25 protein-coding genes are annotated in these 25,769 nt (G+C 75.0%); 17 read left to right on the plus strand and 8 right to left on the minus strand.

What is annotated here, in order from left to right:
• The first annotated feature begins 342 nt into the window (after window positions 1-342).
• On the plus strand, window positions 343-2,649 hold the full coding sequence (locus ABEB06_RS07360; protein WP_345695988.1) for a family 20 glycosylhydrolase: 2,307 nt from the start codon (window positions 343-345) through the stop codon (window positions 2,647-2,649).
• A 157-nt stretch (window positions 2,650-2,806) separates the two neighbouring features.
• The gene (locus tag ABEB06_RS07365) at window positions 2,807-3,709 is read left to right on the plus strand and encodes a DUF4231 domain-containing protein (protein WP_345695989.1); all 903 of its coding nucleotides are present in this window, start codon (window positions 2,807-2,809) and stop codon (window positions 3,707-3,709) included.
• 58 nt (window positions 3,710-3,767) lie between these two features.
• On the opposite strand, the gene ABEB06_RS07370 is transcribed toward ABEB06_RS07365, so the two are convergent.
• Complete coding sequence (locus tag ABEB06_RS07370) at window positions 3,768-4,664, minus strand: alpha/beta hydrolase (protein WP_345695990.1); 897 nt, start codon at window positions 4,662-4,664, stop codon at window positions 3,768-3,770.
• Between the two features lie 117 nt (window positions 4,665-4,781).
• On the opposite strand from ABEB06_RS07370, the gene ABEB06_RS07375 reads away from it, so the two are divergent.
• The 3 genes from ABEB06_RS07375 to ABEB06_RS07385 all read left to right on the plus strand — a co-directional run bounded on the left by ABEB06_RS07375 (window position 4,782) and on the right by ABEB06_RS07385 (window position 7,363).
• The gene (locus ABEB06_RS07375) at window positions 4,782-5,897 is read left to right on the plus strand and encodes a PucR family transcriptional regulator (RefSeq protein ID WP_345695991.1); all 1,116 of its coding nucleotides are present in this window, start codon (window positions 4,782-4,784) and stop codon (window positions 5,895-5,897) included.
• A 38-nt stretch (window positions 5,898-5,935) separates the two neighbouring features.
• Complete coding sequence (locus ABEB06_RS07380) at window positions 5,936-6,631, plus strand: VOC family protein (protein ID WP_345695992.1); 696 nt, start codon at window positions 5,936-5,938, stop codon at window positions 6,629-6,631.
• Window positions 6,632-6,721: 90 nt separating this feature from the next.
• Window positions 6,722-7,363: a hypothetical protein gene (locus ABEB06_RS07385; protein WP_345695993.1), complete on the plus strand. Its 642-nt coding sequence runs from the start codon at window positions 6,722-6,724 to the stop codon at window positions 7,361-7,363.
• A 24-nt stretch (window positions 7,364-7,387) separates the two neighbouring features.
• On the opposite strand, the gene ABEB06_RS07390 is transcribed toward ABEB06_RS07385, so the two are convergent.
• Window positions 7,388-8,440, minus strand: a complete 1,053-nt coding sequence (locus tag ABEB06_RS07390; protein ID WP_345695994.1) for a LacI family DNA-binding transcriptional regulator — start codon at window positions 8,438-8,440, stop codon at window positions 7,388-7,390.
• 151 nt (window positions 8,441-8,591) lie between these two features.
• Here ABEB06_RS07390 and ABEB06_RS07395 point away from each other — a divergent pair, with 151 nt between their 5' ends.
• The 7 genes from ABEB06_RS07395 (at window position 8,592) to ABEB06_RS07425 (ending at window position 15,071) form a co-directional block, all read left to right on the plus strand.
• Window positions 8,592-9,743, plus strand: a complete 1,152-nt coding sequence (locus tag ABEB06_RS07395; RefSeq protein WP_345695995.1) for a Gfo/Idh/MocA family protein — start codon at window positions 8,592-8,594, stop codon at window positions 9,741-9,743.
• Window positions 9,744-9,861: 118 nt separating this feature from the next.
• The gene (locus tag ABEB06_RS07400) at window positions 9,862-11,013 is read left to right on the plus strand and encodes a dihydrodipicolinate synthase family protein (RefSeq protein ID WP_345695996.1); all 1,152 of its coding nucleotides are present in this window, start codon (window positions 9,862-9,864) and stop codon (window positions 11,011-11,013) included.
• A complete protein-coding gene (locus ABEB06_RS07405; protein ID WP_345695997.1) occupies window positions 11,010-11,858 on the plus strand; it encodes a sugar phosphate isomerase/epimerase family protein in 849 nt (282 codons plus the stop codon). The genes ABEB06_RS07400 and ABEB06_RS07405 overlap by 4 nt, the downstream gene beginning before the upstream one ends.
• Window positions 11,855-12,946, plus strand: a complete 1,092-nt coding sequence (locus ABEB06_RS07410; protein ID WP_345695998.1) for a glycerate kinase — start codon at window positions 11,855-11,857, stop codon at window positions 12,944-12,946. Before ABEB06_RS07405 ends, ABEB06_RS07410 begins: the two co-directional genes overlap by 4 nt.
• Before the next feature lie 66 nt (window positions 12,947-13,012).
• On the plus strand, window positions 13,013-13,426 hold the full coding sequence (locus tag ABEB06_RS07415; protein ID WP_345695999.1) for an MmcQ/YjbR family DNA-binding protein: 414 nt from the start codon (window positions 13,013-13,015) through the stop codon (window positions 13,424-13,426).
• Between the two features lie 45 nt (window positions 13,427-13,471).
• Window positions 13,472-14,143, plus strand: a complete 672-nt coding sequence (locus tag ABEB06_RS07420; protein WP_345696000.1) for an MOSC domain-containing protein — start codon at window positions 13,472-13,474, stop codon at window positions 14,141-14,143.
• Between the two features lie 226 nt (window positions 14,144-14,369).
• Window positions 14,370-15,071, plus strand: coding sequence for a Tat pathway signal sequence domain protein (locus ABEB06_RS07425; RefSeq protein WP_345696001.1), 702 nt, complete (start codon window positions 14,370-14,372; stop codon window positions 15,069-15,071).
• Between the two features lie 65 nt (window positions 15,072-15,136).
• Here the strand turns inward: ABEB06_RS07425 and ABEB06_RS07430 are convergent, their stop codons facing one another.
• A complete protein-coding gene (locus ABEB06_RS07430; RefSeq protein ID WP_345696002.1) occupies window positions 15,137-16,363 on the minus strand; it encodes an alpha/beta hydrolase family protein in 1,227 nt (408 codons plus the stop codon).
• 144 nt (window positions 16,364-16,507) lie between these two features.
• Between ABEB06_RS07430 and ABEB06_RS07435 the strand changes: the two genes are divergently transcribed.
• A complete protein-coding gene (locus tag ABEB06_RS07435) occupies window positions 16,508-17,062 on the plus strand; it encodes an SMI1/KNR4 family protein (protein WP_345696003.1) in 555 nt (184 codons plus the stop codon).
• Between the two features lie 15 nt (window positions 17,063-17,077).
• Here ABEB06_RS07435 and ABEB06_RS07440 read toward each other — a convergent pair whose 3' ends face one another.
• The 3 genes from ABEB06_RS07440 to mptB form a co-directional block, all read right to left on the minus strand.
• The gene (locus tag ABEB06_RS07440; RefSeq protein WP_345696004.1) at window positions 17,078-18,055 is read right to left on the minus strand and encodes an aminoglycoside phosphotransferase family protein; all 978 of its coding nucleotides are present in this window, start codon (window positions 18,053-18,055) and stop codon (window positions 17,078-17,080) included.
• Window positions 18,056-18,252: 197 nt separating this feature from the next.
• Window positions 18,253-19,524 carry a glycosyltransferase 87 family protein gene (locus ABEB06_RS07445; protein ID WP_345696005.1) on the minus strand — a complete coding sequence of 424 codons (1,272 nt, stop codon included), beginning with the start codon at window positions 19,522-19,524 and terminating at the stop codon, window positions 18,253-18,255.
• Window positions 19,521-21,044, minus strand: coding sequence for a polyprenol phosphomannose-dependent alpha 1,6 mannosyltransferase MptB (gene mptB / locus ABEB06_RS07450; protein WP_345696006.1), 1,524 nt, complete (start codon window positions 21,042-21,044; stop codon window positions 19,521-19,523). Before mptB ends, ABEB06_RS07445 begins: the two co-directional genes overlap by 4 nt.
• A gap of 335 nt (window positions 21,045-21,379) precedes the next feature.
• On the opposite strand from mptB, the gene ABEB06_RS07455 reads away from it, so the two are divergent.
• The 4 genes from ABEB06_RS07455 (at window position 21,380) to ABEB06_RS07470 (ending at window position 23,807) form a co-directional block, all read left to right on the plus strand.
• Window positions 21,380-22,303 carry a GNAT family N-acetyltransferase gene (locus ABEB06_RS07455; RefSeq protein ID WP_345696007.1) on the plus strand — a complete coding sequence of 308 codons (924 nt, stop codon included), beginning with the start codon at window positions 21,380-21,382 and terminating at the stop codon, window positions 22,301-22,303.
• Window positions 22,300-23,238, plus strand: coding sequence for a lysophospholipid acyltransferase family protein (locus ABEB06_RS07460; RefSeq protein ID WP_345696008.1), 939 nt, complete (start codon window positions 22,300-22,302; stop codon window positions 23,236-23,238). Before ABEB06_RS07455 ends, ABEB06_RS07460 begins: the two co-directional genes overlap by 4 nt.
• A gap of 32 nt (window positions 23,239-23,270) precedes the next feature.
• On the plus strand, window positions 23,271-23,537 hold the full coding sequence (locus ABEB06_RS07465) for a metal-sensitive transcriptional regulator (RefSeq protein ID WP_345696009.1): 267 nt from the start codon (window positions 23,271-23,273) through the stop codon (window positions 23,535-23,537).
• Between the two features lie 81 nt (window positions 23,538-23,618).
• A complete protein-coding gene (locus ABEB06_RS07470; RefSeq protein WP_345696010.1) occupies window positions 23,619-23,807 on the plus strand; it encodes a hypothetical protein in 189 nt (62 codons plus the stop codon).
• A 143-nt stretch (window positions 23,808-23,950) separates the two neighbouring features.
• Here ABEB06_RS07470 and ABEB06_RS07475 read toward each other — a convergent pair whose 3' ends face one another.
• Both ABEB06_RS07475 and ABEB06_RS07480 read right to left on the minus strand, forming a co-directional pair.
• Window positions 23,951-24,217, minus strand: coding sequence for a metal-sensitive transcriptional regulator (locus ABEB06_RS07475; protein ID WP_345696011.1), 267 nt, complete (start codon window positions 24,215-24,217; stop codon window positions 23,951-23,953).
• A 71-nt stretch (window positions 24,218-24,288) separates the two neighbouring features.
• A complete protein-coding gene (locus tag ABEB06_RS07480; protein WP_345696012.1) occupies window positions 24,289-25,671 on the minus strand; it encodes a rhodanese-like domain-containing protein in 1,383 nt (460 codons plus the stop codon).
• Window positions 25,672-25,769: the final 98 nt, after the last annotated feature.

Genomic DNA, 25,769 nt, shown 5'->3' on the forward strand with positions numbered 1-25,769 from the left:
CCAGACCTGTCAATAGGTCTAGACCTTAAATGGAGCTTGTGAAATGACCGACTGTCAGGAACCTTTACTTACGGAATCCCGAGGTCGGAACCCCGTCCGGCAGTCGCATTCCACTCGAAACCATTGAGTGGTCTATACCTATTTATGCAATGGTCCAGACCTATTTTCCGCAACAGCGGACAATCGGGCGCGCTCGATCCTGCTCGAATACCGGCTTTCGCGAGCACCTATTGACACGCACCTCCAACTGAGCTGCACTGGTGCGCAGTTCTGCCGATTCAGTGACAGGTCCATACCAACGGGGGCGGCCACTCCCCCTCCCTCACACACCCAGGGGCATCCATGCGCCTGTTCAGACTGCTGCTCGCCACCCTCTGCACCGCGGCCGCCCTGCTGCTGCCCGCGCTCGCCGCGCCACCGGCGGGGGCCGCGACCGGTGCGCCGCAGACCGTTCCCGCCCTGCGCCAGTGGACGGCCGGCACCGGCTCGTACACCTTCACCACGAGCAGCCGGGTCGTCGTCGACCCCGCCTACGGCGCCCAACTCGCCGACGAGGCCGCCACCTTAGCCGACGACCTGGGCGCTCTGGAGGGCCGAACGGTGAGCGTGGTCACCGGAACCGCCACCGCCGGGGACATCGCCCTCACCCTCGGCGACGGCTCACTGCCCGCCGAGGGCTACCGGATGACCGTCGGTGCGAGCATCGCGATCAGTGCGGCCACCGACACCGGTGCCTTCTACGGCACCCGCACCGTCCTCCAACTGCTGCACCAGTCCGCCACCGTGCCGGCCGGTACGGCCGTGGACCAACCGACCAAGGCCGAGCGCGGCCTGATGATCGACCAGGGCCGGAAGTTCTTCACCGTCGACTGGGTGAAGCAGCACATCAAGGAGCTGGCCTACCTCAAGCTCAACTACTTCCACTTCCACCTCTCCGACACCTTCGGCTTCCGCCTGGAGAGCTCCACCCACCCCGAGGTCGTCTCCGCCGACCACTACTCCAAGCAGGACATCGCCGACCTGGTCGCGCTCGGGCAGAAGTACCACGTCACCATCGTCCCGGAGATCGACACCCCCGGGCACATGAACGCGGTCCTGGCCGCCCACCCCGAGCTCAAGCTGAAGAACAGCTCCGGCACCGCCAGCGCCGAGTTCATCGACCTCTCACTGCCCGGCACGTACGCGCTGATCAAGGACCTGGTCAACGAGTACCTGCCGCTCTTCCCCGCGCCGTACTGGCACATCGGCGCCGACGAGTACGTCACGGACTACAACCAGTACCCGCAGCTCCTCACCTACGCCCGGGCCACCTACGGGGCGAACGCCACCGCCAAGGACACCTACTACGGCTTCGTCAACTGGTCCGACGCACTGGTCCGGGCGGCCGGCAAGACCACCCGGATGTGGAACGACGGCATCAAGGCCGGCGACGGCACCGTCACGCCCAACGCCGACATCCTGGTCGAGTACTGGTACAACTACGGCCTTACGCCCCAGCAGTTGGTGAACGCCGGGCACACCGTCGCCAACGACTCCTGGACACCCACCTACTACGTGCTCGGCGGCGCCAAGCCCGACACCAAGTGGATGTACGAGACCTGGACCCCGGACCTCTTCCAGGGCGGCAACACCCTCACCGACGGGACGAAGAACACCGGCTCACTGATCCACGTCTGGTGCGACAACCCGACCGCCGAGACCGAGGACCAGATAGCCGCCGGCATCATGTACCCCCTGCGCGGCCTCGCCCAGCAGACCTGGGGCTCCCCCAAGCCCGCCACCACCTACGCCGCGTTCACCCCGATCGTCACCGCCGTCGGCCACAACCCGGCCTGGCCCGGGCTCTCCCAGCCCGGCAACCTCGCCCGCAACAAGCCCACCACTGCCTCCAGCACCGAGACACCGAACTTCCCCGCCACCTCCGCCACCGACGGCGACGGCGCCACCCGCTGGTCCAGCGCCTACAGCGACCCGCAGTGGATCCAGGTCGACCTCGGCTCCACCCAGACCGTCGGCCGGGTCGTGCTCCGCTGGGAAGCCGCCTACGCCAAGGCCTTCCAGATCCAGCTCTCCGACGACGCCACCACCTGGCGCACCATCTACTCCACCACCACCGGCACCGGCGGCACCCAGGACCTCACCGGTCTCACCGGCTCCGGCCGCTACATCCGGATGTACGGCACCAAGCGCGGCACCACCTACGGCTACTCCCTCTACGAGTTCGAGGTCTACGCGGGCGGCGGACTCAGCGGCACCCACACCCTCACCGCAAGCGGCAAGGCGCTCGACGACCCCGCCTCCACCACCACCTCCGGCACCCAGCTGATCACCTGGACCCCGCACGGCGGGCCCAACCAGCAGTGGCAGCTCGCCCTCAACACCGACGGCAGCTACACCCTCACCAACGGCGCCTCCCACCTCTGCGCCGACGTCGCCGCCGGCTCCACCACCGCCGGAGCCGCCGTCGTCCAGGCCACCTGCACCGGCAGCGACAGCCAGCACTGGCAGCTCGCCTCCACCGGCAACGGCTACACCGTCACCAACAAGAAGAGCACCCTGCTCCTCACCACCGCCTCCACCACCGACGGCGCCGCGGTCACCCAGCAGACCGCAACCGGCTCCGCCCTCCAGACCTGGCAGCTCGCCTGACCCCCACCCACCGGCCGCCCGCGGGACCCCCACCCCGCGGGCGGCCCGTTCCACCGCACCGCCGGGGGAAGGGAGTTCAGTGCCGCTCCGGGGTTCGCGGCCGGCCCGGCGGGGGAAGACTGCGTCGGAAGCGCCGGAGTGGAGGGGGCCACAGCCGATGGTGCGAGAGAACTCACCCGACGACGAGACGCGGATCCTGCCCGAGCAGTACTGGGCGGCCGACCAGGTCTCGTTGCAGGGACGGCAGTTGGCCGTCCGCTGGTACCGCTGGCAGCTCCTGCTGCTGGTCGCGGCCGCCGTGATCGGCTCCGTGCCCTGGCGCGGCACCCCGCTGCTCGCCGCCGCCGCCTTCCTCGGCGCCGGCTGGTTCTGGTTCCGGCTGCGCAGCGCCAATCCCCAGGCCCGCTGGCACGAGGCCCGGGCCGCCGCCGAGTCGTTCAAGACGCTGGCCTGGAAGTACGCGGTGCGCGCCCACCCGTTCGAAGGCCCAGCCGACTCGGCGGAGGCGGAGGAGCGCTACCTGCAGCACGTCGCACACATCGAGCACCTGCTCGATCAGAACCCGGACACCATCCCGCCCGGGACTCAGCCCGGGGTCAGCGACGGCATGCGCGAGCTGCGGGGCGCCCCGCTGGCCACCCGCCGCGCCCGCTACCTGAGCGCCAGGGTGGACGAGCAGCGGGTCTGGTACCGGGCCCGGGCCGAAGCGTGCGAGTCCCAGTCCGCCTACTGGAGCCTGGTGGTCGGCGCGCTGACGATCCTGGGCACCGCCGCCGCGATCGCCGACGCGGCCACCGCCCTGCCCGTCCCGGTCTTCGCCGCCTTCGCCGCCGCGGCGACCGCGGTGATCGCCTGGACCCAGCTCCAGCAGCTGCGTCCGCTGGCCACCGCCTACCTGCTGGCCGCCAGTGAACTGCTGATCATCTCCGGCCGGCTCTCCACCCTGGACCTCAACTCCTCGGACGCGGAGGAGAGCTGGGCCAAGCTGTCGGCCGACGCCGAGGAGAGCATTTCCCGCGAGCACACCACCTGGCGGGCCCGCCGCGCCTTCGTCCGCTGACCTCCCGGAGCCGCGGGAGGTGCCGCGCCGCCCTGCGCCACACCGCCAGTCCGTGACGTCAGTCCGTGACGGCGCGGCGCAGGGCGGCACAGAGCTCGGCGATCTGCCGCTGCGAGACCGCCGCCGACATGATCGCCTGCGAGCCGTGGAACGTCCCCGGCCACTGGTGCAGTTCGACCGGGACGCCCGCCCGGAGCAGGCGCAGCGCGTAGCCGATGATCTCGTCCCGCAGCGGGTCGAACTCGGCCGCCGCGAGGTAGGCGGGCGGCAGACCGGACAGGTCCTCCTCGCGGGCCGGAGCCGCGTACGGCGTGGCGGAGCGGCCCGCGAGGTAGTGGCGCCAGGCGAGGGTGACCTTCTCGCGGTTCTGCCACGGGGTGTCGGTGAAGTTCCGCTGCGACCAGGTGTCCTGCCGGTCGTCCAGGCCGGGCTCGTTGAGGAGCTGGAAGCGGATCGCCGGGCCCTGCTGGTCACGGGCGCGCAGCGCCGTCCCGGCGGCCAGGTTGGCGCCGGCGCTGTGGCCGCCGACCGCGATCCGGTCCGGGTCGATGCCCAGGTCGGCGGCGTGCCCGGCGAGCCAGCCGAGGACGGCGTACACGTCGTCCAGGGCGGCGGGGTACGGGTTCTCGGGCGCCCGGCGGTAGCCGACCGACACCACGACGGCGCCGGAGCCCTGGGCGAGCCGGGCGGCCCACGGATGTTCCGTCTCCACGTCGCCGAAGACGAAGCCGCCGCCGTGCATCCACACCACGGCGCCGCGGGCACCGTGCGGACGGTAGATCCGCACCGGCACGTCCGGGTCGGCGGGCACGGTGCGGTCCTCGATCTCCAGGTCGCTCAGGTCGGGTACGGGCCGGGCGGCGGCGCGTTCGGCGAACACCTCGCGCGCGGTGACCGGGTCGGAGAGGTCGGTGTGCGGCAGGAACGGGACGAATGCTTCGAGTTCGGGGTCCATGGCCACCATCCTGCGGGGCCGCCCCCGGCCCGTCGTCCGCCGGACGTCGCGCATCCGCCGCCGCGGCCGCGCCGTTCGGCGCACCCGCCGACCGCCCGCTCCTTCTACGCTGCTTGCATGGAGGCACTGGCCGTACGACTGTCCGGACTCGACCCGTACGTGGGCGGCGCGATCCGCGTCGTCGCGTTCTACGACACGCTGATGCGCCACCGGGTCGACCTCGCGGCGCTCGCCCGCGCCACCGCCGGACTCGCCGAGTGCACCGCCGGCATCCGCCTGCACGGCACCGGCCGGGACATCCGCTCCGCGCCCGACGGCACCCCCGCCGCCGGGCCGGCGCCCGCGCCGTCCAGCAGCGCGGCGATCACCCTCGACGAGGAGCAGCTGGGCACCGTCTGGCTCGAACGCCCGGGCCCGCCCGGCCAGCTCGACGACGTCGTCCTCGACCGGCTCGCCCTCGCCGTCGCGGCCACCGTCGAACGGTACGGCCCGGCCCGCACCACGATGGCCGACCCCGCACTCGTCGAACTCGCCGTCAGCGCCGACACCGAGGACACCGCCCGCGCCCGTGCGCTGCGCCTGCTCGGCTTCCCCGCCGACCGGCCGGTCCACGTCGCCGCCGTCCGGCTCCCGGCCCCGGCCGCCGACGCCGGCCCCCACCGGCCGTCGGGCGCGGCGCCGTCCGACCCGGACCCCGCCGCCGACCGGCCGCCGCTGTCCCTCGCCCGGATCGGCGCGCTGATCTGCCCGGGCCGGCCGGTGAAGGCCGCGTCGCTCGCCGACACCGGCGTCCTGCTCGCCACCGCCGTCGACCCGGCCGGTTTCCCGGCCGGTGTCCGCGCCGGCCTCGGAACGGCAGGCAGCCCCGACCTCGCCTGGCGCCGGGCGCGCACCGCGCTCCGCTTCACGACCGAACGCCGACCAGTCGTCGAGCACAGCGAGTTGGGCGCCCTCGCGCTGCTCGCCGAGATCCCGCCGGACACCGCCCGCGCCAACCCCGACGTCGCCGCCGTCACCCGCCTCGCGACCTGCCCCGACGACCTCGACACCCTGGACGCCTACTGCGCCACCGGCTCGCTCCGCCGTGCCGCCGAGCAGCTCCACCTCCACCACAGCAGCATCGCCCGCCGCATCGACCAGATCGGCCGCACGCTCGGCCTCGACCTCACCGACCCCACCGGGCTGACCCGCGCCCGCCTCGCCCTCACCACCTGGCGCCTGCTCGCCACCTGACCGCCGGGGTTGTCGGTGCCGTCCGCTACCGTGCACGGATGACCGACCCTCAGCAGACCGCCGCCGTCCAGCGCATCCGGCCGCTCGCCTTCCACCGGGCCGGCGGCACCGAGGACTGGCGCGTGCTCGGCGACGGCGCCTGCGCGCACTTCCGCACCGACGGCTTCGCGGCGGGCGCCCGCTTCGTCCACGCGCTCGCGGGCCTCGACCTCACCGGCCCCGCCGGCACCTCCCCCGATGTCGACCTGCGGTCCGACGGCGTCACCGTCCGGCTGATCACGCTCACCGACACCTTCTTCGGCCTGACTGAGGAGATCGTCGACCTCGCCCGCCGGATCTCCGCGCTCGCCGCCGCGCACGGGCTGACACCCGACCCGTCCGGCGTGCAGACGGTCCAGGTCACCCTGGACGCGCTCGACATGCCCGCGGTCGTGGCGTTCTGGAGCGCCCTGCTCGGCTACACGGACCGGGCCGGCAGCCCGGAGGACCTGGTCGACCCGCGGCGCCGCGGCGGCCCGTTCTTCTTCCAGCAGATGGATGAGCCCCGCCCGCAGCGCAACCGGGTCCACGTCGACCTCTGGCTGCCGTACGACCGGGCCGAGGCCCGGATCGCCGCCGCCCTCGCCGCCGGCGGACGCCTGCTGGACGACACCGACGCCCCGGGCCTGTGGATCCTCTCCGACCCCGAGGGCAACGAGGCCTGCGTCGGCGCGGCGGGCGCCCCCGCGGCCTGATCCTCAGGCTTCGCTCAAGTCCCTCCTGCCGGTGCGGGAGGGTCTGCCAGCATGGAGCGACCGAGTGGTGGAACACTTCCGGGGGGCTCCATGTCAGGGTTCGAAGACACCGTACCGCCCGTCCTGCAGCCGTGCCCCCAGTGCGGGTTGTCGGACCAGGTGACGGGCGTACCGGCCGTCTACCACGCCGGACGGGACAGCGTCCGCGTCACCACGCCGGCCCGCTCGGGGGAACCCGAACAGACGGTCACGCGCTCCGTCACCACCTCACTGTCGTGGGCGCTCTCGCCGGTGCCGAAGTCCTTGGTCGAGCCCACCCAGGGCACCCTCGCAGCCGGGGTCTTCCTGATGGTGGTGTCCGTCGTGAGCTTCATCTGGGGCGCCGCCGCCGGCCACTGGTTCAGCCACGACCCGGTCGGCGCCCCGTCCCTGTACGGCTCCTGGCCGATCGTGGAGTCGACGCGCCCGGACTACGCCTTCCTCGGCTGGATCTCGGGTCTGGCGCTGGTGGCCGCGGTCGTCGTCCTGCTCCGCGCGAGCGTGCTCAGCTCGGACCGCCGGCGGCTCCTCGCGGGCCGTGAGAACGCCGAGCGGCTCTGGTCCCAGGGCTGGTACTGCCGGCGCTGCGGCTGCGTCCACTTCCGCGCCGAGCGGGGCCGGGAGTCCCGGGCGCTCACCCTGCCGGAGTTCCGCGCGATGGTCTGGGAGGCCGGCGGCTACGCCGACAGCTAGGCCCGCGCCTCTGGCCGAACTCCCTTACGGTGCCTGCGCGGTGCTGGCCCGGAGCACGACCTCGGCGGCGACCAGGACCTGCCGACCATCGCCGGATCCGGCGGCGGGGTCGAGGGCGAGGCGGACGGCCTCGGCGCCCATGTCGGCGAGCGGCAGGCGGACGGTGCTGAGCGCGGGCGCCAGGTCGGTGGCGAGCGGGATGTCGTCGAAGCCGGCCACCGAGATCTCCTCGGGCACCGCGATGCCGCGCTCGCGCAGCTCGGCGAGGACGCCCGCCGCGCAGATGTCGGACAGCGCGACGACCACGCTCGGACGGACACCCGCCCCGCCCGCCCGGTCCGCCCGGTCCGCCCGGTCGAGGATCCGCGCGACCGCCGCGCGACCGCCGTCGCGGGTGAACTCGGCCCTCTCGACCAGGACTTCCTCCCCGCCGAGCCCAGCCGCGGCGGCGGCTTCCAGCACCCCCTCCAGGCGCTCCTGCGCGACCCGCATCCGCTCCGGTCCGGTCACGACGGCGATCCGCCGGTGCCCGAGGCCGAGCAGGGCGGTCGTCAACTCGGCCGCGCCGCCCCGGTTGTCGGGGAGCACGGTGCCGTACCCGGGCCCGTGGTCGGTGATGGCGGTGACGATGCCGCCCTGGTCGCGGTAGGCGGCGAGGGCCTCGTCGATGCGGCGTCCGGCATCGGGGTCGGTGTAGCCGGAGCCGGCCAGGACGATGGCGCGGACGCGCTGGGCGTGCAGCATCCGGATGGCGTGGAGTTCGCGCTCGGGGTCGCCGTCGGTGCTGGTGACGAGGGAGAGCAGGCCGGCACGGGCGGCGGCGTCGCCGACGCCGCGGGCGATGGCGCCGAAGTAGGGGTCGGCGACGTCGTGGAGGAGGACGCCGATGGTGGCGCCGGTGGCGCGGGCGAGGGCCTGCGCGGGGGCGTTGGGGAGGTAGCCGAGGGCGTCGGCGCTGGCGCGGACCTTGGCGGAGAGCTCTTCGGTGACGGTCCGGGCGGAGCCGTTGAGGACGCGCGAGGCCGTGGCGAGCGAGACGCCCGCGTGCCGGGCGACGTCGCCGAGGGTGACCGCCACGGGTGGTGCTCCTTCCGTCCCGGAATGCGTACCGCCCGAGCGTACCGCCCTGCTCGGGGGCCTTGACCCGGCCCGGCGAGGGCCTTAGCCTCAGTTGTGGAAAGCGCTTTCCACCCTAGTTTTCCAAGGACCGACGGAAGGAACCAGCCCCATGACCCGCAGGGTGATCGGCATCGTGATGAACGGCGTCACCGGCCGGATGGGCTACCGCCAGCACCTGGTGCGCTCGATCCTCGCCATCCGCGAGCAGGGCGGCCTCCCGCTGGACGGCGGCGGGACGCTCTGGCCGGAGCCGATCCTGGTCGGCCGCAGCGCCGACAAGCTCAAGGAGCTGGCCGACCGCCACGGCCTGACCCACTGGACCACCTCGCTCGACGAGGCCCTCGCCCACCCGCTCGCCGAGATCTACTTCGACTCCCAGGTCACCCCGGCCCGTGAGCAGGCGATCAAGGCGGCGATCGCCGCCGGCAAGCACGTCTACACCGAGAAGCCCACCGCCGAGTCGCTGGAGGGCGCGCTGGAGCTGGCCCGGCTGGCCCGCGAGGCCGGGGTGCGCAGCGGCGCCGTCCAGGACAAGCTCTTCCTCCCGGGCCTGCTGAAGCTCAAGCGCCTGGTCGACGGCGGCTTCTTCGGCCGGATCCTGTCCGTGCGCGGCGAGTTCGGCTACTGGGTGTTCGAGGGCGACTGGCAGGACGCGCAGCGCCCCTCGTGGAACTACCGGGCCGAGGACGGCGGCGGCATGATCCTCGACATGTTCCCGCACTGGCGGTACGTGCTGGACGGGATCGTCGCGCCGGTCCGCTCGGTGTACGCGCACGCGGCGACGCACATCCCGCAGCGGGTCGACGAGCGGGGCGAGCCCTACGCGGCGACCGCCGACGACGCGGCGTACGGCGTGTTCGAGCTGGAGGGCGGGATCACCGCGCAGATCAACTCCTCCTGGGCGGTGCGGGTGGACCGCGACGAGTTGGTCGAGTTCCAGGTCGACGGGACCGAGGGCAGCGCGGTGGCGGGTCTGCGCAACTGCCGGATCCAGCACCGGGCCTCGACCCCGAAGCCGGTGTGGAACCCGGACCTGCCGGCCACCGAGCCGTTCCGCGCGCAGTGGCAGCAGGTGCCGGACAACGGCGAGTTCGACAACGGCTTCAAGGTGCAGTGGGAGCTGTTCCTGCGGCACGTGGTCAGCGACGCGCCGTACCGCTGGGACCTGCTGGAGGGCGCCAAGGGCGTGCAGCTCGCCGAGTTGGGCCTGCGCTCGGCCCGCGAGGGCCGCCGCCTGGACGTCCCCGAGCTGACCCTCTGAGCCCGGCCGACCACCCGCCCGACCCGACCGGCCACCCGGCTGCCCCGTAGCCGACCCGACCGACCACCTGCCGACCCGGCCGCCGCGCGGCCGACCCGACCGACCGACGGAAAGCACGATGATGCCCTCGATCACCCTCCCCGGCAGCGGCCGGCTCACCCTCCGGGAACCCGCCGCCCTCTCCCCCGCCCACCGCCCGCCGACCTCCCGGACCGCCTTCGCGGCGGCGCACGTGGTCGCCGATCCGCTCGGCGCCAACGCCCCGGGCGCGCCGGCGGTCGTCGACTGGGACGCCACCCTCGCCTTCCGGCACCACCTGTGGGCACTGGGCCTGGGCGTCGCGGACGCGATGGACACCGCGCAGCGCGGCATGGGCCTGGACTGGGCTGCGACCCGCGAGCTGATCACCCGTTCCGGCGCGGAGGCCCGCGCCGTCGGCGGTCGGCTGGCCTGCGGCGTCGGCACCGACCAGCTGACCGGCCCGGCGAGTGGCCTCGACCGGGTGCTGGGCGCGTACCGCGAACAGCTGGCCGTGGTGCAGGCGGCCGGGGCGCAGCCGATCCTGATGGCGAGCCGGGCGCTGGCCGCGACGGCCCGCGGCCCGGAGGACTACCTGCGGGTGTACGGCGAGCTGATCGCGGAGGCCGAGCGGCCGGTGGTGCTGCACTGGCTGGGCGAGATGTTCGACCCGGCGCTGGCGGGCTACTGGGGGTCGGCGGACCTGGACCTCGCGACCGACACGGTGCTGACCCTGATCAAGGACCACGCGGAGCGGATCGACGGCATCAAGGTCTCGCTGCTGGACGCGGACCGGGAGGTGGCGCTGCGCCGGGCACTGCCCGCGGGGGTGCGGCTGTACACCGGCGACGACTTCCACTACCCGGAGCTGATCCGGGGTGACGAACTGGGCTACAGCGACGCCCTGTTGGGCGTGTTCGACCCGATCGCGGGCGTCGCGGCGGCCGCGCTGCACGCCCTGGACGCGGGCGAACTCGAACGCTACGAAGAGCTGTTCGCGCCGACCCTGCCGCTGGCCCGGCACCTGTTCGCGGCGCCGACCTTCCACTACAAGACCGGCATCGTCTTCCTGGCCTGGCTGGCCGGGCACCAGGAGCACTTCACCATGGTGGCGGGCGCGCAGAGCGGCCGCTCGGTGCCGCACCTGGTGGAGCTGTTCCGGCTGGCGGACGCGGCCGGGGTGCTCCCCGATCCGGAGCTGGCGGTGGACCGGATGCGGAAGTACCTCGCGCTGGCGGGGGTGGCGGCGTGAACTCCCTTCCCACGTACGAGGACCGGCTGTCGCTGAACCAGATCAGCACCAAGGGCTGGTCGCTGCCGGAGGCCGTCCGGGGCTGTGCGGAAGCCGGCGTCCCGGCGATCGGGCTGTGGCGGGACAAGGTCGCCGAGACCGGCCTGGCCCGGTCGGCGAAGCTGTGCCGGGACGCGGGCCTTGCGGTCAGCAGCCTGTGCCGGGGCGGTTTCCTGACCGCCGCCGGCCCGGCGGCCCGGCGGGCCGCGCTCGCCGACAACCTGCAGGCGATCGAGGAGGCGGCCGAACTGGGCACCGACACCCTGGTGCTGGTCGTCGGCGGTCTGCCGGAGGGCAGCCGAGACCTGGTCGGGGCCCGCGCACAGGTGGCCGACCTGATCGGTGAACTCGCACCGCACGCGGGTGACTTCGGCGTCCGGCTGGCGATCGAGCCGCTGCACCCGATGTTCTGCGCGGACCGCGCGGTGGTCTCCACCCTCGGCCAGGCCCTGGACCTCGCCGAGCCGCATCCGGCGGACCGGGTCGGCGTTGTGGTGGACAGCTACCACGTCTGGTGGGATCCGGAGTTGGCCGCGCAGATCGCCCGCGCCGGCGCCGGCGGCCGGATCGCCGCGTACCAGGTCTGCGACTGGACGCTGCCGCTGCCCGCCGACCCGTTGCTCGGCCGCGGGCACGTGGGCGACGGCCACATCGACTTCGGCCGGCTCACCGACCTGGTCGCCGGGGCCGGGTACGACGGCTGGGTGGAGGTGGAGATCTTCAACCAGCGGGTGTGGGACGCCCCCGGACGCGAGACCCTGGAGACCATGAAGAGCCGACACCTCGCCCACGTGGTCCGCCGATGAGAGTGGTGCTCGCCCCGGACTCGTTCAAGGGCACCATCGACGCCCCGGACGCCGCGCGCGCCCTCGCCGACGGCTGGCGTTCCGTCCGGCCGGGCGACGAGCTGCTGGCGCGTCCGATGGCCGACGGCGGCGAGGGCACCCTCGCCGCCGTCGCGGCGGCCACGCCCGGCGCCGTCCTGCACGAGGTGCCGGGCTGCACCGGGCCGGACGGCCGACCGGTCACCGGCCGGTACGCGCTGCTGCCGGACGGCACCGCACTGGTCGAACTGGCCGTCGCCAGCGGGCTGCCGCTGATGGCCCGGCCCGCGCCGCTCACCGCCACCACCCGGGGCACCGGCGAGACGGTCGCCGCCGCGCTCGACGCCGGCGCCCGCCGGCTGATCGTCACCCTCGGCGGATCCGCGTCCACCGACGGCGGCGCCGGGTTGCTGAGCGCGCTCGGCCTGCGCCTCACCGACGCCGACGGCCGCGACCTGCCGGACGGCGGCTCCTCCCTCACCGCCGCGGCCCGCGTCGACCGGGGCGCCCTGCGGCCCGCTCCGGCGGGCGGCGTCCTGCTGCTCACCGACGTCACCAACCCGCTGCTCGGGCCGGACGGCGCAGCGGCCGTCTACGGTCCGCAGAAGGGCGCCGATCCGGCGCAGGTCGACCTGCTCGACCGCGGCCTGGCCCGGCTCGCCGACCTGCTCGGCGGCGATCCCGAGCAGCCGGGCGCGGGCGCGGCCGGCGGCACCGGGTACGGGCTGGCGGCGGCCTGGGGTGCGGCGATCGCGCCCGGGGCGGCCGCCGTGGCCGACCTGCTCGGCCTGGACGCCGCGCTCGCCGGGGCGGACCTGGTGGTGACCGGGGAGGGCCGGTTCGACGCGACCAGCCTGCGCGGCAAGGCGGTCGGCGAGGTCCTGACCCGGGCCGGCCGGCACGGAGTGCGGGCGGCCGTGGTCGCGGGCGAGTCCGCCGAACCCGGTGCGGCGCTCACCCTCACCGCGCTGGCCGGCTCCGCGCACGCCGCCCGCACCGACCCGGCCCGCTGGCTGCACGCGGCCGGCGCCGAACTGGCTGCGCGGGCGGCGCGGGCGGCCGACCGCTGAGGTCCGCCGCCGACCCGCGGCGGGGTGGTGCGTCGCGCCGGTCAGGGGCGGCCGGGCGGTGGCAGGATGGCCGTGGCGGATGGCGGGTACCGGGTGCGGAGGGGAGCGGTGACGGTGGACGGGGTGGAGCGGGTCCGGGCGGTCTGCCTCGGGCTGCCGGAGGTGGAGGAGCGGCCGAGCCACGGCGAACCCGGCTGGTTCGTCCGCGGCAAGAAGCTCTTCGCCATGGGCGCCGACCACCACCACGACGACCGGGTGGCGATCTGGGCGGCCGCCCCGGCGGGTGTGCAGGAGCACCTGGTCGCCACCGGGCCCGAGCGCTACTTCCGGCCGCCGTACGTCGGCCACCGCGGCTGGGTCGGCGTGTACCTGGACGTCCCGGCCGTGGACTGGCCGCAGGTCGAGGACCTGCTGGTCGACGCGTACTGCCTGGTCGCGCCGCGCGCCCTGCGCGACGCCGTCCGGCCGCCGGAGGGCTGAGCCCGGGCCGGGGCGGGGGCGGACGGGTCGAGTACGGTGTGGCCCATGAAGCTGCTGAGCGTGAACGTCGGCAAGGCCGTCCCGGTCGAGTACACCGACGCCCCGTCGGGCACCACGGGTGTCGACAAGCGGCCCGTCGACGGTCCGGTGCGGCTGTCCCGGCCCGGCCCGAAGGGGGTCGGGGCGAGCGGGGTCGCCGGGGACGACGTCTGCGACCTGCGCTTCCACGGCGGGCCCGACCGGGCCGCGTACGCCTACGCCCGCGAGGACCTGGACTTCTGGGAGGACGAGGCGGGCCGCGCCTTCGCCGCCGGCTCCTTCGGCGAGAACCTCACCACCGAGGGCGTGGACGTCACCAACGCGCTGATCGGCGAACGCTGGCAGGTCGGCGGCGTACTGGTCGAGGTGACCGGCGGCCGGATCCCGTGCCGGACGTTCCAGGGCTTCCTGGCCGAGCAGGGCTGGGTCAAGCGCTTCACCCGGGCCGGGCGGCCGGGCGCGCTGCTGCGGGTGCTCGAGGAGGGCGAGGTCCGCGCGGGCGACCCGATCGCGGTCGTGCACCGGCCCGCGCACGCGGTGACCGTCGGCACCCTGTTCCACGCGGCGACGCTCGACCGCACGCGGCTGGCCGAGACGCTGGTCGCCGCGGAGTGGATGGAGTCCGGACTGCTGGGGCTGGCCCGCGAGTACGCGGCGAAGTACGGCAGCGCCTCGTGAGCGGTCCCGGGCCGCGGCGGGGGCGGTGTGCGCGTACGCGCCGGCTCTCCCGGCACTGAGCCGGGCCCATTGCTGACACCTTGTCAGCAAGTCTCGCGGAACACCTTGACGGTGTACCGCCACTGACCTACAACCGAAAGCAGAGCCCTTCCCGAGCGCCCCAGCTCGCCGGGGAGCAGCGAAAGTTCACCTTCTCGTCCACCCTCACCGAGAAAGAGGCTTTCCCATGCGCCTGCGCCGTGCCCTCGCCCTGTCCGCCGCCGTCGCCCCGCTCGTCCTCGGCGCCGTCCCCGCCTCGGCCGCCGCCCCCACCGGCCCGACCGCCCCCACCGGCCTGGCCGCCACCAGCGTGCTCACCACCGGCGGCGCCGGCGGCACGGCCGTCGCCCCCGGCGACGTGCTCAGCGCCCCGCTCGCCGCCGGCGCCCGCGCCACCTTCTACTCCTCCGCCACCAGCACCACCGGCGTGACCTGCGCGGTCTCCCAGTTCACCGCCCGCGCGGTGACCAACCCGGCCGCCCCCGGCACCGCCACCGAGTCCCTCACCGGGCAGACCTTCTCCTCCTGCACCAGCAACGTCACCGGCGTGACCTCGGTGAAGAGCCTCACCGTCGACCACCTGCCGTACGCGATCAGCGTCGCCGACACCCCCGGCAACCCGGTCACCATCACGGCGGGCACGGCCGGCGCGGTGCAGGCGACCGCGGTGCTGAACAGCTGGTTCGGCACCCTCACCTGCAGCTACCAGCTCAGCGGCGCCTTCACCGGCGCCGCCGACAACGCCAACCACACGCTGTCCTTCAGCAACGCCCACTTCGCCAAGAGCGGCGGCTCGGGTCTCTGCCCGGCCGACGGCTACTTCTCCGCGACGTACGGTCCGGTCGCCGACACCACCCAGCCCGGCAGCCCCCTCGTCCACGTCAACTAGGCCCGCACACGCCCCCACCCGGATCCCCGGCTCCCACCCCCGTGAGGAGCCGGGGATCCGCGGTGCTAGCGGTTGCCGCGGGCGACCGAGTCGAAGAACTCCACGACCTGCGGGCCGGAGGCCCGGAAGGCACCGAAGTGGTCCGTCGCGCCCTGGTCGACCACCGGGACCTGGACCCCGTGGGCGGCGAACCGGGCCGCGCAGGAACGAGAGTTGGCGATCACCACGTCGGTGTCGCCGGAGGCGGTGTACAGCCGGACGGGCACCCGGGGCTTCCAGTCGCAGGTGCCGTCATTGCTGCGGATCGCGTCGAGCAGCGCGCCGTCCGGGTGGACGAGCCGCTCGTGGAACGCGGGCGTGAGCAGCGACCGCACGTCGGGAGCCAGGGCGGCGACGATCTCCTCCTCCTGGTGCCCGCCGTCGAAGAGTCCTTCCACCACTGCCGCGTAGGGCGGCTCGAACACCTCGGCCGGGTCCTTGTAGATGGGGTGCAGGCGGTTCTGCGCGGTGAGCCAGTAGGACAGGTAGAAGACGCCGCTGATCGGGTTGACGCTGCCGTCGAGCAGTCCGGCCATCTCGGCGTGCTCGACGTCGTACGGACCGGAGACCGGGGCCAGCGCCTTGAGGCGGAAGGCGCGGTCGGCGCCGCGGTCGAGCTCCTTCGCGAGGGCGGCGGCGACCTGGCCGCCCTGGGAGAAGCCGGTGGCGTAGACGTCGCCGGTCAGCGGGCGGCCGAGGCCGCGCGCGGCGGTGCGGGCGGCGCGCAGCAGGTCGAGCGAGGCGGATACGGAGGACGCGGTGTCCATGTAGGGGTGGCGGCCGGGCCCTTGGCCGAGGCCCAGGTAGTCGGGGGCGGCGACGGCCCGGCCGGCGGAGGCCTGGAGGTAGGGCGAGAGCCGGCCGAAGTCCTCGCCCACGGAGGGCGCGTAGGCCCGGTTGACCATGGTGCCGTGGGTGTCGGCGACCAGGTCGAGGCGGCCGTGCCGGCCGTCCTTGGGCAGGACCAGCAGGCCGGTGGCGGTGGTGGGCGTGCGGTCGGGGGCGATGGTGCGGTAGGTGATCCGGTAGCCCCGCACGCCGTACTCGACCCCGGCGGTGTCGACGCCCATCCCGCCGACGAACGCCGCGGTCTGGGCCGTGGTCAGGTCGGAGACCGGGACCACCGAGAGGACCTCGCCGCGGTCGGGCCGGTGGGCGGCGGCCGGGGAGACCCCGGCCAGCACGCCGACCGCGGCCGCTGCCACGAGAGTTGCCGTGACCGAGCGGAGGAGTCCGTGCGCATGCATCGTCATACCGACGACGCTAGGCTCCTGTCGCCGCCCGCCCCATCCGGCCGCCCCCCGGACTCCGGGGGTGGCTGTCCCCACCCCCGCCCGGGGGCCTGCCCACCCGGATCGGCCCCACGACGTCCAGCACCGACCGGAGCACGCACCGCGATGGATCCCTCGCCCAGCAACTGGAACGGCCCCGCCGTCCACGCCGCCCTCGCCGCCCGCGCGGCGGCGGGCGCCCCCGACGGCTTCCGCGGCCGCGAGGGCCACCTGGGGGACGTGCTCCGCCCCGCGCTGGGCGAGCCCGAGGTGCGCGCCTTCGAGCAACGCCACGGCGTGCGGCTCCCGCCGTCCTACCGGGCCTTCCTCATCGAGGTCGGCGACGGCGGCGCCGGGCCCGGTTTCGGCGTGCTCGGCCTCGAGCAGCTTCCGGAGGACGAGGAGGAGGCGCTGTACGGCGAGCGCGTGGACTGCCTGCGTCCCGGCTTCCTCGCCGCGCCCTTCCCGTACCGTGCCGCCGTGCCCCGTCCGCCCCGCGAGACGCTGTGCCCGCCGGGCGCCCTGGTGATCACCGACTACGGCGGTGGCGACTACGCCCGGCTGGTGGTGAACGGTCCGTGCGCCGGCCAGGTCTGGCACGACGACCAGGTGTGGGCCGGCCTCACCCCCGGCCCGGACTTCCACACCTGGTACACCCGCTGGCTCGACCTCCTCCCCTGACCGGCGCGGCCGGACTCACCGCTCGCTGTGGTCGGCGAGCAGCCGGGCCTCGCCCAGGATCGCGCGGGCGGCCGGGAGTTCGCCGCGCGCGGCGGCCTGCAGGGCGGTCTCGACCCGGCGGGCGACGGCCCAGGCGGCGAGCCGCTGCGGCTGCTCGCCGAGGGTGTCGGCGACCAGCGCGAGCCGGCGCCCGAGGACCCGGGAGGAGGAGCCGTGGTCGAAGGGGTCGTCGACCTGCTCGATCAGCGGCCACGGGTCGTACGCCGGGTCGCCGATCAGCGGTTTGGCGTCGATCGCGAGCCAGGGACGGCGCCGGGCGGCCACCACGTTGCCGGGATTGAAGTCGCCGTGCAGCACGACCTGTCGGGCGGCGCTCGCGGGCAGTTCGCGCATCAGCCGCACCCCGTACGCCACCAGACCGCCGTCGAGCCCGGCGTCCACCGGCTGGGCGCCGTGCGGCCCGCCGTCGGTGGCGGACCGCAGGCGGGCCATCCGCAGCTCGGCCAGGGCGGCCCGCTCGCCCGCGACGACGGCCAGCGGTTCGAGGGCGGTGTGCGGCGGCACGGGGGTGCGCCACAGGGTGTCCAGCAGTTCGGCCCCGGCCAGCAGGCGGCGTTCGGCGGGAATGCCGCGGGCGGCGTCGAGGGTGCCGCCGGGTTCGCAGAGTTCCAGCAGCATCGCGGAGTTGGCGGCGTCCTCGCGCAGCAGGCGGACGGCGCCGCGGCCGTCCCACAGGCGCAACGCCTCGGCCTCGCCGGCGGCCTCGCGGTGCGGCCAGGCGACCTTGAGCACCGCGTCGCGCCCGTCGGGCAGCCGGGCGGGTGCGACCCAGGAGCAACTTCCGCCGTGGTAGGGCTCCTTGAGCACGAGCTGCCAGCGGTCCCGTAATTCGGCGACCAGCGCGGGCAGTCGGGCCAGCCATTCGCGTCCGCTCTCCTTGCGGGCGAGCACGCTGGCCACCGGCAGGGAGGACGGGAAGAGTTCGACCGTCACCGGCCCCACCTCCCGGCCGTTGCGAAGATGCTGTGGTGCGTCATGCCCGACTCCCTCCCACTCCCCCGGCGGTCCCGCAGTCCCACGCCGCCTCCGCCGCTCGTACCCGCCTGGCGGGCGCGAAACGCCGTCGCGCGCCCGCGCGTTGTCCGGGGCTGTCGGCGGCCCGCCCGGCGGTCACGGGTTCCGGTTCCCCTTCAGCGCCGCGCCGGGACGCCGACGGGTTCGGGTACCGCCGCCGGCGCCGCGCCGCCTCCGGCGCCGGCCACCGCGTCCACCGCTTCCCCGGCGGACACGACCGCCGGCTCCCCGGTCCGGCCGCGGATCGGCATGCCGACCAGCAGCGCGAGTGCGATCAGCAGGTAGGCGTTGCCGCCGAGCAGGACACCGATCCCGTGCCCCGGGACGTTCCACCAGAGCCAGACCACACCGCTGCACAGCACCGCCTGGGCCGTCCAGAAGGCGGTCAACAGCCTTCGGCGCCTGGCCCGTTGCGGGCTTCGCAGGCCGGTGTCGGCGAGGACCACCAGGGCGGGCAGCAGCCAGACCAGGTGGTGCACCCAGGTGATCGGGCTGACCAGGCAGCAGGCGGTGCCGGTGAGCGCGTACCCGGCGAGCCGGTCGCCGGCCCGGTGGGCGAGCCGCACCCGGTACGCCCAGACCGCCAGTACCACCAGCGAGGACGCCAACCAGATGGCCCGGCCGGGCAGTTCGGGGCCGAGGCGGGCGATGCCGCCCTGCAGCGACTGGTTGGAGATGTAGCCGAAGGCGCCGACCCGGTCGGTGTCCCACAGCGCCCGGGTCCAGAACGCGCCGGACTCGCGCGGCGCCGCGAGGTGGCCCACGGCGGTCGCGGCCACGGCCACCAGCAGCGCCACCCCGGCGGCGCGCCGCCGGGTGAGCAGCAGGTACCCGATGAACAGCGCGGGGGTCAGCTTGAACGCGGCGGCCAGCCCGATCCCGATGCCGGCGCACCGGCTCCACCGTCCCTGCGCCAGCTTCCAGTCGGCGAGCACCAGGGCCACCAGCAGCAGGTTGACCTGGCCGAAGCTGACGGTGTCGCGGACCGGGTTGAGCAGGGCGCACAGGCAGGCGCTCAGACCGAAGGCGTACCAGCGGTTCCAGCCCTGGCGGCGGGCGATCGGGTCGACCGTCCAGTACAGCAGCAGGGCGGTGGCGACCGTGCTGAGCGCGACGCTGACCGCGACGGCCGGGTGCCAGCCGAGCAGCAGCATCGGCAGCATGCAGAACGCGGCGAACGGCGGGTAGGTGAAGCCGTAGACGGTGCCGGGCCGCAGGTAGTCGTAGATCGCGCCGGTCTGCTGCCAGTGGTGCACGGTGCCGTAGTAGACGCCGACGTCGAACCAGCCGCGGTGGCCCGGGATGACCGCGAGGACCACGGCGGTCGCGGTGACGGCGGCGGCCAGGGTGGTGATCCGGCCGGCGGTGGTGGTGGGTGCGATCCTCAACGGGCGGCCCGCCCGGCGGCCCGGACCAGCGGCATCCCGACGGCCTGCTCCACCTTGACGGGCTGCTCCACGTCGACGGGCTGCTTCACGTCGGCGACGGCGCGGTCCGGTCGCAGCACCGCGCCGGCGGCCACCAGCAGGGCGGTCACCACCCCGGCGGCGGCCAGCCCGAGTGCCCGGCCGCCGGGGGTCCAGCCGTCGGGGAAGACGCTGAACGCCAGCGCCGCGCAGGCGCCCGCGGTCCACCACCGGATCCGGACCGTGCCGCCGGCCGCCGCGGCGAGCAGCGGCACCGCCCACAGGGCGTACCAGGGCCGGACGGCCGGTCCGAGGACGACCACCGCGGCGAGCGCGAGGCCGGTGGCGTGCACGGCTCCGAGCCGGCCCGTCCCCACCCGGTGGGCGAGCACCGCGCAGACCGCCGCGGCCACCGCCGAGCCGGCCCAGCGGGCGACGGTGACCACCCGGTCCGGTTCGGCGAAGCCGCGGGCGACCAGCCGGCCGACGGCGGTCACCGGCGACCAGCTGCCCGCCGAGGCGGGGGTGCCGAGCGCGTCCAGCCAGCCGAAACCGGTGCCGCTGACCGCGGTCACCAGCACCGTGGTGGCGACCGCCGCCACCAGGACGGCGAACGCGGCGTCGGCGCCGGCCAGCAGCCCGCCGCGCCGGCCGGTGCGCCCGTGGCCCAGCCACCACACCGCCGGCAGCGCGAGCACCGCCGGGACCTTCACCAGGGCGGCCAGGGTGACCAGGACGGCGCCGAGCACCGGCGAGCGGCGGGCGGCGAGCAGCCCGCCGAGCAGCAGCGGCAGCAGCAGCGCCTCGTTGTGGGCGCCGGCGACCAGGTGGAGCAGCAGCAGCGGGTTGAGCGCGCCGAGCCACAGCGCGGTCTGCGGCGCCACCCGGCAGGCCCGGGCGAGCCGGGGCAGCAGCGCCACCAGGGCGAGCGTGCCGACGAGCGCGGTCGCCCGCAGCGCGATCGGCCCGACGACCGGATCGCTGCCCGCCCAGCCGTGCGCGGCCCGGGCCAGCAGCAGGAACAGCGGCCCGTACGGCGTGGGGGTGTGCCGCCACACCTCGGGGACCTGGTCGGCCTCGGGGCCGCCGAGGTCGGCCGGGCCGTGGGTGTAGACGTCGAGTCCGGCGTCCAGCAGCGCGCCCTGGGCGAGGTAGCTGTAGACGTCGCGGCTGAACAGCGGCGGGGCGAGCAGCAGCGGCGCGGCCCAGCAGGCCAGCGTGGCGCACAGCCAACCGACCGACGGGGTACGGCCGGAGGCGACCGGCGGGGTACGGCCGGAGGCGACCGAGCGGCCGAGCAGCAGCCAGGCAGCGGTGAGCAGGGCGACCCCGAACCAGGTGAGCGCCACCCCTCCGCCGAGGTACGGCGGCCCGTCCAGGGAGGCGCCCGGGCCTCGCGGGAGGGCGCCGGAGCGCTGGCCGCCGGCGGCCAGCGCGAGCGAACCCGCCAGCCCCGACCATCGGCACCAGCGCGGCTCGGCAGTCAGGGCCCAGTTCGGCATGCGGGGAACGGTGACAGGCCCCGATGTCCACCGGTGGAAGCGCCAACGACCGCCAGGTGACCGGAGGTTGACCGGATCACTCGGGCCTGCGCGGACGGCCCGGAGGGCACTTCCTGCCATTCAGCGGGTGCACATCCGAAATCCCTCGGGCGGCCATCTCGATTCCAGCCGGATCGGGGAGACATACGGGGGACGCGAACCGCCCGGCCCGCACACCGGCCCGATCCGGGCGGTCCCCGCGGCCGGTTCCCGCGTCAGGTTCGCGCCGTCCGCCCGCTTCCACCGGGGTCCATCGAGGTCCACCGAGCCCGCCGTCCGATCACGGAGAGTCCGCCATGACCACTGCGCCCGCCCGCCCCACCGTACGTCCCGTCGATCCGGCGGGGACCGCCGCCCCCACCACTGGCGCCGCCCCCGCCGCGCGGATCCCCGCGCAGCCCGGCGCCCGCCCGGCGCGCGCCGCCGACCGCCCGGCCGCCGACCGGCCGATCTCCGGGTACACCGTCTCGCTGGCCCGCGACGAGGACGACGTGCGCGCGGCCCAGCGGCTGCGCCACCAGGTGTTCGCCGAGGAGATGGGCGCGGTGCTGGACACCCCCGTCCCGGGCCTGGACGTCGACGCGTTCGACGCGTTCTGCGACCACCTGCTGGTCCGCGACCGGGAGACCGAGGAGGTCGTCGGCACCTACCGGCTGCTGCGTCCGGAGCAGGCCGTCCGCGCCGGCCGCCTCTACTCCGACACCGAGTTCGACCTGACCCGCCTCGCGGGCCTGCGCAGCGGACTGGTCGAGGTCGGCCGTTCCTGCATCCGGCTCGAGCACCGCGGCAACGGCGCGGTGATCAACCTGATGTGGGGCGGCATCGCCCGCTACCTGACCGACACCGGCAACACCTGGATCGCCGGCTGCTGCTCCGTCCCGCTCGCGGACGGCGGCGCCACCGCCGCCGGAGTGTGGGACGCGGTCTCCGCCAAGTACCTGGCGCCCGAGGAGTACCGGGTCACCCCGCACCGCCCGTGGGACCCGACCGGCATCGCCCGCGCCGGGCGCACCCCGGTGCCCGCCCTGCTCCGCGGCTACCTGCGGCTCGGCGCCTGGGTGTGCGGCGAGCCCGCCCACGACCCGGACTTCGACGTCGCCGACCTGTACGTGCTGCTCTCCCTGGAGCGCACCGACCCGCGCTACCTGCGGCACTTCCTGTCCGCCGCCGCGACCGTCGGCACCGTCGGCGACACCGCCGCAGGGACGCCGGCGCCGTGAGCGCCTGGCTGCCGACCGCCCCGTGCACACCCGGCGGGTGCGTCGCCGGGGCGGCCGCCGGGCCGACCGTCGCGGCACCCCGGCGGGTGCTGCGCCTCGTCGCGCTGCTGACCGTCCTGCTGCTGGGCATCGCGGCGGCGCCGGTGGTCCGCGTCTGGCGCCGCCCGCTGCCGCCGCTGCCGGTGGAACGGCTGGTGCGGAGCTGGGCGCGGCTGCTGCTGGGCGCACTCGGCATCCGGGTCCGGGCGGGCCGCGTGCCCCCGGCGTCCGGGGCCGCGCTGATGGTCGCCAACCACATCTCCTGGCTGGACATCCTGCTGGTCGCCGCGGTGCGGCCCGGCCGGATGCTGGCCAAGACCGAGGTCGGCCGCTGGCCGCTGCTCGGACCGGTCACCGCCTGGGGCGGCACCGTCTACATCGACCGCGACCGGCTGCGGGCCCTGCCCCGCACGGTCGCCGAGGTCGCGGCGGCGCTGACCGCGGGCGAACGGGTGGTGGTCTTCCCCGAGGGCTCCACCTGGTGCGGCCGGTACGGCGGACGGTTCCGGCCGGCACTGTTCGAGGCGGCCGTCCGGTCCGGCGCCGCGGTGCAGCCGATGGTCATCACCTACCGGCTCGCCGACGGCCGGGAGACCACCGCGCCCGCCTTCGTCGGCGAGGACGGGCTGCTCCCCTCGCTCTGGCGGGTCGCCGCGGTACGCGGACTGGAAGCCGAACTGGAGCTGTGCCCGCCGATCCCCGGCGGCACCCACCCGGACCGCCGCTCGCTCGCGACCGCCGCCCAGGCCGCCGTGGACGCCCAGCGCTTCCCGACCGGACCGGCCGGCCGGACCTGCGCCGAGTCGCACCCCCCGGTCCCCGCACCGCGCCGCCCCGGCCCGGACGGCGGGGCCCCGCGGCCGGTCGGGGCGAATACCCCCTCACGTATGATCTGAATCCGGAGCGTGACGCGAGGAGGGACAAGGCCATGCAGGTCGACGAGGAGGCGGTCGGCGCGGTGCTCAACCGGCTGCGCCGCGCCCAGGGCCAGCTGGCCGGCGTGATCGCGATGATCGAGGCCGGCCGGGACTGCAAGGACGTGGTCACCCAACTCGCCGCCGTCTCAAGGGCATTGGACCGCGCCGGATTCAAGATCCTGGCCAGCGGCATGCGCCAGTGCCTGGCCAACGCCGACGCCGGCACCCCGCCCATGACCGAGGCGGAACTCGAGAAGCTCTTCCTCACCCTGGCCTGAACGCCGCCGAATTCGCTGGGCACCCAGGGGCAGTCCCGCCATACTGACCGCCATGCGTTCCCCCCGCACGCGGCCCCGCCGATGAGCCGCCGCCGCTACGTCGCCCGCGGCGTGCCCGGTGGCTACCGCATCTGGGACAACAAGGTCCGCCGCTACTGGGGCGAGCACTACCAGCTCTGCCCCGACGACCTGGTCCACGAGCTCAACTCCACCGCCGACCCCGCCCGCCTCACCCGACTCGCCCGCCACTACCGCGCCCTGAAGCGCTGAAGGACTGATCGCCGTCAAGGCGACCACCTCGGTCGACGGGGACCTGCGCCGGGTGCTCCCCCACCTGGAGGGCGGCACCGACACTGCCGTCTTCGGCTGCGTGGTCCCGGCAGGTGCGTGGCGCAGGAGCCGAGCAGGAGGCCTCAGGCGAGAGCCAGGAAGAGCTTCTCGAGTTCGGCCTCGCTCATCGGGGCGCCGCCCTGCTCCGCCTCGGCGAGGCACTGCCGCATCCCGCTCGCGACGATCTTGAAGCCGGCCCGGTCCAGGGCGCGGGAGACCGCGGCGAGCTGGGTGACCACGTCCTTGCAGTCCCGGCCGGCCTCGATCATCGCGATCACACCGGCCAGCTGGCCCTGGGCCCGCCGCAGCCGGTTGAGCACCGGGCCGACCGCCTCCTCGTCCACCTGCATCGCTTCTCTCCTCACCTGATCCGGGACATACCCGTACGGGTATCAACCGAGGCCCGTCCCGGACGATTCCCTCAACGGCCGCCCGCCGCTTCCCACGCCCCGTAGCCGCCCAGCAGGTCGGCCACGTCGGCGCGTCCGTGGTGGCGCAGCAGGCTCGCCGCGATCGAGGAGCGGTGCCCGCCGGCGCAGTGCACCACCACCGGCCGGTCGGCCGGGATCTCGGCCAGCCGGCGCGGGAGTTCGGCCAGCGGCAGGTGCAGCGAGCCCTCGATCCGGCCCTGCGCCCGCTCCCCCTCGCCGCGGACGTCGACCACCACCGGCCGGTCCTCCGCGCGGTCGAGACCGCTGCGCAGCTCGGCGACGGTGACGCGCGGCGCGGGCCGCACCTCGCCGCCGGCCGCCCGCAGCACCGCCTCGGCGTCGGCGGCGTACCCGGCGACCCGGTCGAAGCCGATCCGGGCCAGCCGGGTGACGGTCTCCGGCTCGCGGCCCTCGGGGGCCAGCACCAGCAGGGTCGCGGCCGGGTCCAGCACGGTGCCCGCCTGCTCGGCGAACCGGCCGTCGGCGGGGACGTTCAGAGCGCCGCGCAGGTGGCCGGCGGCGAACGCCTGCGGATCGCGGGCGTCGACGAGTACCGCGCCGCCGTCCCGCGCGGCCAGGAACTCCTGCGCCGTCAGCGCCCCCGCCCGGGCGGCGCCGGCGTCGAACAGGGAGCGCTCGCGCCGGTTCAGGTCGGCGTCGTAGCCGAAGTAGCCGGGTGCGGCGGGTTGGCCGGCGGTGACGATGGCCACGAACGCGTCCTCGTCCATCGGCGCGCAGGCGTAATTGGTGCGCCGCTGCTCGCCGATGGTCGAGGACAGCTCGGCGGAGAGGTTCTTGCCGCAGGCGGAGCCGGCGCCGTGCGCGGGGAAGACCCGGACGGCGTCCGGCAGCGCCATCAGCCGCCGCTGCACGCTGTCGTACAGCATCCGGCCGAGTTCGTCCGCCGTGACGCCGACCGAGGCCAGCAGGTCGGGGCGGCCGACGTCGCCGACGAACAGCGCGTCGCCGGTGAGCACCCCGTACGGGACGGGGTCGGCGGCCCGCTCGCGGACCAGGATGCTGATCGACTCGGGGGTGTGGCCGGGTGTGTCGAGGATCTCCAGGGTCACCTCGCCGAGGCCGATCCGCTCGCCGTCGGCGAGCCGGCGGATCGGGTACTCGGTCTCGGCGCGCCGCCCGTAGCCGATCCAGGCGCCGGTGCGGGCGGCGAGTTCGAGGTGGCCGGCCAGGAAGTCGGCGTGGAAGTGCGTGTTGATCACGCCTTCGACGGTGAAGCCGCGCGCCTCGGCGTCGGCCAGGTACTCGTCCACGTCGCGGCGCGGGTCGACGACGACGGCCCGTCCGGTGGTCTCGTCGGCGATCAGGTAGGAGGCCTGGGAGAGGCAGTCCAGGTAGTGCTGGGCGAAGTACACGGCGTCCTCGTCTCGGTGTGATGCGTCCGGCCTCGTCGTCCGATACCGGTGGGGGTATATGCTCGGCCCAACGATATACCCCCACCGGTATCTTCCCG

Source organism: Kitasatospora terrestris (assembly GCF_039542905.1).
In the GTDB taxonomy this organism is placed as follows: domain Bacteria; phylum Actinomycetota; class Actinomycetes; order Streptomycetales; family Streptomycetaceae; genus Kitasatospora; species Kitasatospora terrestris.